Genomic DNA, 8029 nt, shown 5'->3' with positions numbered 1-8029 from the left:
ATCAATCATGCAGAGGGATATTTGGAGCCTAAAAATTTGAGTAATTTAAGTGAAGGGTTTGACTATGTGTATCAGCATAAAGATCACTTGGGTAATATACGGGTTGCATATAGTGATACTAATGATGACGGTAATATTGCAGTAAGTGAGATCAAGGAGGAGAAGAACTATTACCCATTTGGATTACAACATAAGGGATATAATACTACTATCGTAGGGAGTAAATACCCTTTTGGTTATAATGGCAAAGAGGAAGTAGATGAGATCGGATTAGAATGGTTAGATTTTGGAGCAAGAAACTACGACGCAGCCATTGGTAGATTTGTTCAGGTAGACCCACTTACAGAAGATTACATATCTCAATCCACATATGCTTATGCTGCAAATAATCCGGTTTTCTTTCAGGAAAGAAATGGTGAAAGTCCAGATACGATTTATATAGACGAAAATGGGAAAAAGATTGCAGAAATAGAAGATGGTAGTGACGCAGTTTATGTTGTTGAGAAAGGAAAAGAAAAAGCCCTTATAAAAGATTTAATAGAAGAGAACGTAACCAATGATAACCAAAGTGCAGAAACGAATGCTGCCATTGGAGAAAAACATGGGTATAATCTTGAAAATATTTCAGAAGAGGCCCATGCTGGAGAATATCCATTTTCTGAAGGTCATGATAGAGGTTTTAGGAGAGGTTATAAATTTGGGTATAATAAAGGGAAAAAAACAATTGCAGAGTATATTGATGCTATTTTAACATCGACGATGAGCCAGCAACATGATAGTGACAATAGTATAGGTTTTTCTATTGGGCGAGCAAGAGGTAGTTCTGATGAGAAATCAGGTAAAATGGATATGTTTAACCCTAAAATAAAATCAGGTGACCCTAAATATAATTTTGGATCAATGATAAGCGCTGCAAGAAGTGCTAAAATGAGAGCCACAGAGGCTATGAACCAAAGTGTAAATAGTAGAAATTATACTATTAGAAATGGAGATAATTTGACAAAAATAGCAAGAGCTAACAATACAACAGTTGGAAGTCTTGTTAGATTAAATAATATTAAGACTCCTAATAGTATTAAAGCCGGAGCAATTATAATAATTAAGTAGGCTAATAATTTCATTTTACTAAGCGAAGGGCTCCAGATGACACAAAAACATGTTAAGTGCTGTATATGAGCAAGAGAATAAATAGCAAGAAACCAGTTACAATCATGTAACTGGTTTTTTTATGAAGCGTTTTTTGGTTGTATTCCGTTTTAGCCCAGAAAATGCCTATTTCTTCTTCAGACCCTTGTTATATTTTTTTAAAACTGCATCTAGTAAATGGGGGACTACTTTTACTAAAGGGGATTAAGGTATCTCACCAAATAATACCAGTTCTTCTAGATCAGAAATGGTAATGTATTAAACACACAAATCATAATTATGAAAACGATTATAGTAGGAGGCATTTTTTTGGTGCTATCGGTTATAAGCTTATTTGCACAAAGCACAACAGAAGCCTTAAATCGTCCTACGCCAAACGTGAGTTTTCTGGGTTTGTTCGGTAATATCCTAGCAAATAATTTTATAGGGGGTCCTACTGTGAATATTCCGATCCATACGGTTCATAGTGCTGATCTAAAAGTGCCGATTTCTCTTGATGATCATATAGGTAGTATGAAACAAGATACGCAACTGGGAAGTATAGGTTTGGTTTGGAGTTTATCTAAAGGAGGCGCTATTACAAGAGTAGTTAATGGTATTGCGGATGAAAATACCTGTATAGAAGCTTGCAAAGAATCTGTATTCGATCAACATACTCATGGATTTTATCTTGACAATCATTTTGCTTCTTTGTCGATAGAGGATTGGGATTCATCTCAGTTCATGTTTGATAATATGGTCCAAAGAATTGCAACCGCTCAGGACAGCCTGCCAGACGATTTTCATTTTGATTTTTTGGGATATTCGGGCAGTTTTTATTTAAGTCCTAAAGGAAAATGGGAGGTAAAATCAGATCATAATTTTACGGTAGTTTTTGATGAAGATAACGGAGGTTTCCTGACCAAAGAAGATTTAAAAAATATAGCCATAGATGACGACTATGCTTTTTTTAGGAATGATATTTCTTTTGACGAGTTTACTTTGATAGCCGATAACGCGACACAATACAAGTTCGGTGTAATAAACGCTACAGAGTATAGCAGACCTTTTGACTATACCTACGACCCATTAGTTGGCGCAACCAGCATAACAGATCCAAGAGACTATTACAGAAAATAGAAGAGTTGGCATTGTATGGAATTAATAAGGAAGAGAAATTAGAGGAAATGGAAGAATTGCAAGAGCAATATGATACTCAAAAGAAATTTAATAAAAAATTGGTAGAACGTCTAGAAAAGTTAGAGGCGCAATTAAAACAATAGATTATGAAAAATATTTTTTTATCGATTATTTTGATTTTTGTGGTTGGTTTTTGTTTTGGACAAGATGACGAGTATACACCACCATATATTTTACCAGCTTCACCAGATGTAGCAGGCTTATATAAATATGTAGCCACTCCTGTAAGTTACTATACAGGAATACCAAGTATTAATATTCCTTTATATGATATGAATGGTCTTGATGTAGAGATGAATATAAATCTTAGCTATCACTCTGGAGGGATTCAAGTATCTGAAGAATCAGGATCTGTAGGGCTTGGGTGGAGCCTCAATGCAGGAGGTATGATTACGAGGTCAATAAGTAATATTGATGATTTCGAAGGGGGATATTTAATATCACCTTCTGAGGCGGCTTCTGAAGCTTCTGAGGTGAATAATTTTCCTAGTGCCCGTATGCCCGATGCACCTTTAATCGATGGTAAAATTGCACAACGATATATCGAAAGGTCATCAGATTGTTATTTTTTGGTAAATGGAGAAGAAAAATTCTACCCAGAAATGCATGCAAATGATATTGATACAGGAGCCGGAGCAGACGATTGGTCTCCAGATACCTTTTATTTTAACTTTAATGGGTATTCTGGGAAGTTTTGGATGAATCAGGATGGAGATCATATAATTACGGATCAAAACAATGGTTTAAAAATTAATATGATAGGGTTTGGATCTGGATTCGAAATAATTACATCAGACGGAATAAAATATGAATTTATAGAAAAGGAGATAGGATATGCTTTTTTAAAACGTGCACCATGGACAAGATCAAATTATATTTCATCATGGTTACTATCTAAAATTACGGATACCAAAGGGCAAATAGTAACTTTTACATATGGATTAGAGTCTGACAATAGATTATTGCCTTCATTCAGTCAATCATTTTATCCTAATTTTTATGGGGGTTCACCAGGATTGGTAAATAATGCTTCAGAAGAGGTTATTATATATTCCAAATATTTAACCAAAATTGAATCCAATAAAGAAAAAATTGATTTCAATTATTCAGGAAACCTTGAACGAAAAGATATTAATAAAGCATATTTCCTAAAATCAATAGAGGTTTATAATAAAACAGGCAATCAGAAAATAAAAAACTTCGATTTTGAATACTCTTATTTTGGTAAAGAGAGTTATAATAAAGATTTAATGAAACCTACTTCAAGTAATGATTATTATTATTTAACATTCTCTGATAGTCATCCTTTTTTACGCTTAAAATTAGATAAAGTAATTGAAAACAGTATCAAAGAATACACGTTCGACTATTTTGAAACAAATACAATTAATTCGACCCCATCAAAGACCTCTTTTTCTCAAGATTATTGGGGTTTTTATAATGGACAAACAAATTCTAAAACTTTCATTCCTACATTTATGGATACTAAAATTTTTGTTCCATATGTGGGGAATTTAACATTAGACTACCAAAGTTATGATTTGGCCAATAGAGCGCCAAATGAAGATTATGCAAAAACGTTTCTTTTAAAAACAATACAGTATCCAACTAAAGGTTCTACAACATTTGATTATGAATCAAATACCTTTTATGGAGATATTAATGATTCAGGATATATTTTTCCTACAGAGGAGAATACTAGGAAAGAAAAAGTTTTTTGCAGCTTAACAGACTCCGATCTGAAGCAAGAAACATTTACTGTAAATGATGATGAGGTAGTAGCAAGAATAAATTTTGATTGTGCGGTATTTAAACAATCCTCAAAAGGGTTTTATTATGTAACCCCTCAAGATGTTTATGCCGAAATAATAGATAGCGATGGAAAAAGAGTAGAAGGGTCTAGACTGTATTCTTTTAAACAATTATACTATGATAAGTATGGTGAATATGACGAAGGTGTTGAACAATCATCGGTTACAGGCTTTAGCGCAGAAGATAATGTACTACTCGAAAAGGGAGAAGAATATACTTTGAGGTGTTACGCTTTTGAAGACACAAGTTTTCGTTCACAAGCTACAATATCCATCGAATGGATCGAAACACAAGTAGATAATCCTTCTTTACCATCTATTAATAGTGGTGGTGGATTACGAGTTAAAAGTATATCGGATTATAATAGTGAAAATGAAATTTCTTTGAAAAGAGAGTTTGATTATCATTATACTGAAGATGGTGAGGAAAAAAGCTATGGTAAAACAATAAAGTTCCCTGATTTTTCTACCTATCAATATTTACAGTATTCATCGAGCAATAATTTTGGGACTCCCTTAGAACCTGCTTATGCCACTTTTTATAAGTATGTAAGCCCCGTGGCAAGAGCTTCATCTCAACCAGCTGTAAGTCCATTTCAAGGTAGTTATGTAGGTTATAGTCAGGTGTCAGAATCGCATGTCTCTATAAATAATACTAGTAAAAATGGAAAAACGGTTTATAAATATCATAATGATATAGATAACGAACAAGATGCATTTTATCCCCAAGCTCAATATGAAGAGGCTTTTGAACAGTTTGCACCCAATAGAAACCCAATCAATGGACTATTGTATGAAAAACAATATTATAAGTCAGGTATAAATGAAGGTTTTGTTTTGCAATACAAAGAACAGTATGAATATGTTATTAATGGTATCAATGCATCTGATTTTGAGTTGTATCACGTTTACTTAAATACGAATTTTATTTTAGGAGGATATCTACTGAATGTACTAAATACGAATCCATATTTGGTAGAATATTATACGGGAGCAGGCGCCGGTCCTTTGGGTTCATCAACAATTATTGATCCATGCGAAGGTGATTACTTTCTTTTTTATCCCTATTATTCACACCTAACCCAAAAAATATCTGAGGCTATAACGATATATGATACTGATGGTTTAAATCCAGTAACTACAACCACTAATTATGTATATGATAATCCAAATATTCCAACGACACCAACAAGTGTTGTAACCATTAATAGTAAAGGAGTATCTATCAGAAACAAAACCTATTACCCAGATGATATTGAAAATACAACAGGTTTAGAAGGAGGTAATTTATCTACATCAGAATATTCGGCTATTCAGCGTCTAAAAAAAGATGCAATTGAACACCGAATAGGACAACCCGTCCAAAAAGAAACCTTTGTAAATAATGTTTTAACCTCGGTTAATCGTACTAATTTTAGCACAGAAAATGGGGTAACCCTTCCCGCTTCTGTTGCTACAGCTTTTGATGGAGAAAACGTTGAAGAAAAAATCATATTTCATAGCTATACGGATAATAATAATCCTTTGGAAATTTCAAAACCCAATGGGCCACATACCATATACATCTGGGGTTATAATGAGCAATATCCTATAGCAAAAATAGATAATGCTACTTATGAGGGGATATCGAGTTCTGCTCAAAGTTTAATAAATACAGCAATGTCGTTATCTAATAATGATGTTGACAAAACCTCTGAAACTGCCCTTAAAAATAAGTTACAAGAGCTTCGAGGGGACGCTTATTTTGAAGATTCACAGATCACAACCTATACCTACGACCCTTTAGTCGGCGTGACAAGCATCACAGATACAAGAGGGTACACTACCTATTATGAATATGATGGTTTTCAGCGCTTGGAAACTGTAAAAGATTCAGATGGTAATTTGGTGTCGAGTAATGAATATAATTATAAAGATTAGTACACAATCAATATGAAAAACACAACTACAAATTCGTTCTCTATATTTAAAACTACAGAGCAAAAAACGCTACAACTAGTAGCTATTTTTATCATTACCTTTTTTTCAATAACAACTAAAGCTCAGAATACGGTTTACTTAAATAGTAATAGCGAATGGGTATCCGAAGTAAATTCAGTTCAAGAAATCTATACGCATATGTTTGATGCCATCAATAATGCTTGCGAGAGAGCAGATAATGGTGCATATATTAATATAAAAAATTCAGGGACTGCTTACAGAAGGAATTCTACTGAGCCAAGAGTGTATCCTGCATATAGAGCGGTCTATGCTATAACACCAAAATCTGGTCAGACACTAGATTTTAGGAATTATGAGTATTCAAAAAACAGTACGATTATCATAAACAATACAACAGCAGACAAATCCATTTGTGGCATTCATGCGTATAGAAAAGACAATGTCACGATTAAAAATTTAAAAATAGAAGGAGATCCACGTTATGCTATTTGGTTTCGAAACTCCAATGACATTACTATTTCTAATATCACAATGGATTTGAGTTATGGTTTATCTTGGTCGGATAACGGAGCAGGAATCGGAATTAGGGTCGATAATCAAGCAGATAAACAAGGTAAAGATCTACCGAAATATGAGAATCTTACCATTAATGGGGTTATCAATATCAATGGCACAAATACTCACGGAATTGAAACATTTGGAATTGATACTGTTAAAATTGATGATGTAATAGTTACGAATACAGGAGGCTGTGGAGTACTCCTTAATAACTCTATACATTGTGAAGTTGGAGTTATTACTGGTTACAAAAATTGTTTAAATGAAAAGTACACAGGAGACCACAATGAGGGTTATTACTCCACTTTCAGAGTTGCTAATGGAAATGGAACCACCACATGCAAAGGAGTATACTCAAGAAATTCTGGTAAAGGTTTCTCAAGTGTTTCTAGCTCTAATTGTGAAGTTGATTATGTCGATATTAAAAATACGAGTTCTGAGTGCATACTAATTGCCTATTCTGAAAATATTCATGTAAAAGGAGGCACCACATCTACTTATGGAGTTAAAAAAAGCGTCGCACAAAAAGACTCCATTACTAATTCAAATACAGGAAACAACAGTATCAAGCTAACAGATTTTAATACTATTGTTACTGATAATACCATCAAAAAAATCATTATTGATGAACTAGAAATGGGTTTTTATGATATAGGAACTGGAGGAGCCATCGAAAAAGACGATACGCGTTCTGGTTATGGTTTTTGCAATACGGCCAATGAAAACGCGAAAGGGATTATTTGGAACGTCAATGGAGCTGCAGGAACATATACGTTTAGATGGAAATTTGCCAATGGCACTTCAACCAACCGCAGTGCTTTAGTGTACATTAATGGTAGAGCAGTATCCACTCGAAATTTTTATGGTACTGGAAGCTGGGATAAGTGGGCAACAACCTCGGTAACGGTGTCTAATGTCGAATCCGGAATCAAGAATATTCGTTTAGAAGCAAATCAAAGCGAGGGATTAGCCAATATTGACTATATAGAAGTCACCGGCCCAGGAGTTATTCCTTCTCTTATTAGGTTTAATGATGAATCTATACCAACGATTACGAGTACGAGTGCAAAAGCGATGAATTCAGAATCACCTTATCAGGAGAATAATATCGAACCAATACAAAAGGCAACTGTCAAGGTTTTTGATTTCACAGGGCAATTGGTGAAACAAACAACTATCAATTCAAACAATGAGTCTGCAGATATTAGTGATTTAGAACAAGGAATATACATCATACAAATTGCTAGACAAGGTAGTATAGAAACAACCAAAATATTTAAACATTAATTAATAATGTATCAAAATCAATAGGCTTTGATCGTTTTCAGCGCTTGAAGACTGTCAAAGATGCAGAGGGCAATTTAGTATCAACAAACGAATACAATTACAAAAAA

General features: G+C 33.9%; 5 protein-coding genes. All 5 read left to right on the top strand.

Translation table 11 applies throughout. The features are described from left to right. On the top strand, positions 1-1107 hold a 1107-nt coding region (locus DZ60_RS24555), incomplete at its 5' end, for an RHS repeat-associated core domain-containing protein (RefSeq protein WP_152537498.1). Positions 1108-1425: 318 nt separating this feature from the next. Beyond that, complete coding sequence (locus DZ60_RS0121560) at positions 1426-2265, top strand: hypothetical protein (protein WP_025744088.1); 840 nt, start codon at positions 1426-1428, stop codon at positions 2263-2265. A gap of 5 nt (positions 2266-2270) precedes the next feature. Next, complete coding sequence (locus tag DZ60_RS25355; RefSeq protein WP_161634453.1) at positions 2271-2408, top strand: hypothetical protein; 138 nt, start codon at positions 2271-2273, stop codon at positions 2406-2408. A 3-nt stretch (positions 2409-2411) separates the two neighbouring features. Beyond that, entirely contained in the window at positions 2412-6056 is a 3645-nt protein-coding gene (locus DZ60_RS0121550; protein ID WP_025744087.1) for an RHS repeat protein, read from the top strand. A gap of 12 nt (positions 6057-6068) precedes the next feature. Next, on the top strand, positions 6069-7922 hold the full coding sequence (locus tag DZ60_RS0121545; RefSeq protein WP_025744086.1) for a T9SS type A sorting domain-containing protein: 1854 nt from the start codon (positions 6069-6071) through the stop codon (positions 7920-7922). Positions 7923-8029: the final 107 nt, after the last annotated feature.

This window comes from Aquimarina pacifica (genome assembly GCF_000520955.1).
GTDB lineage: Bacteria > Bacteroidota > Bacteroidia > Flavobacteriales > Flavobacteriaceae > Aquimarina > Aquimarina pacifica.
Note: the sequence above shows the minus strand (reverse complement) of the source record. Positions and strands in the feature narration are given on the sequence as shown.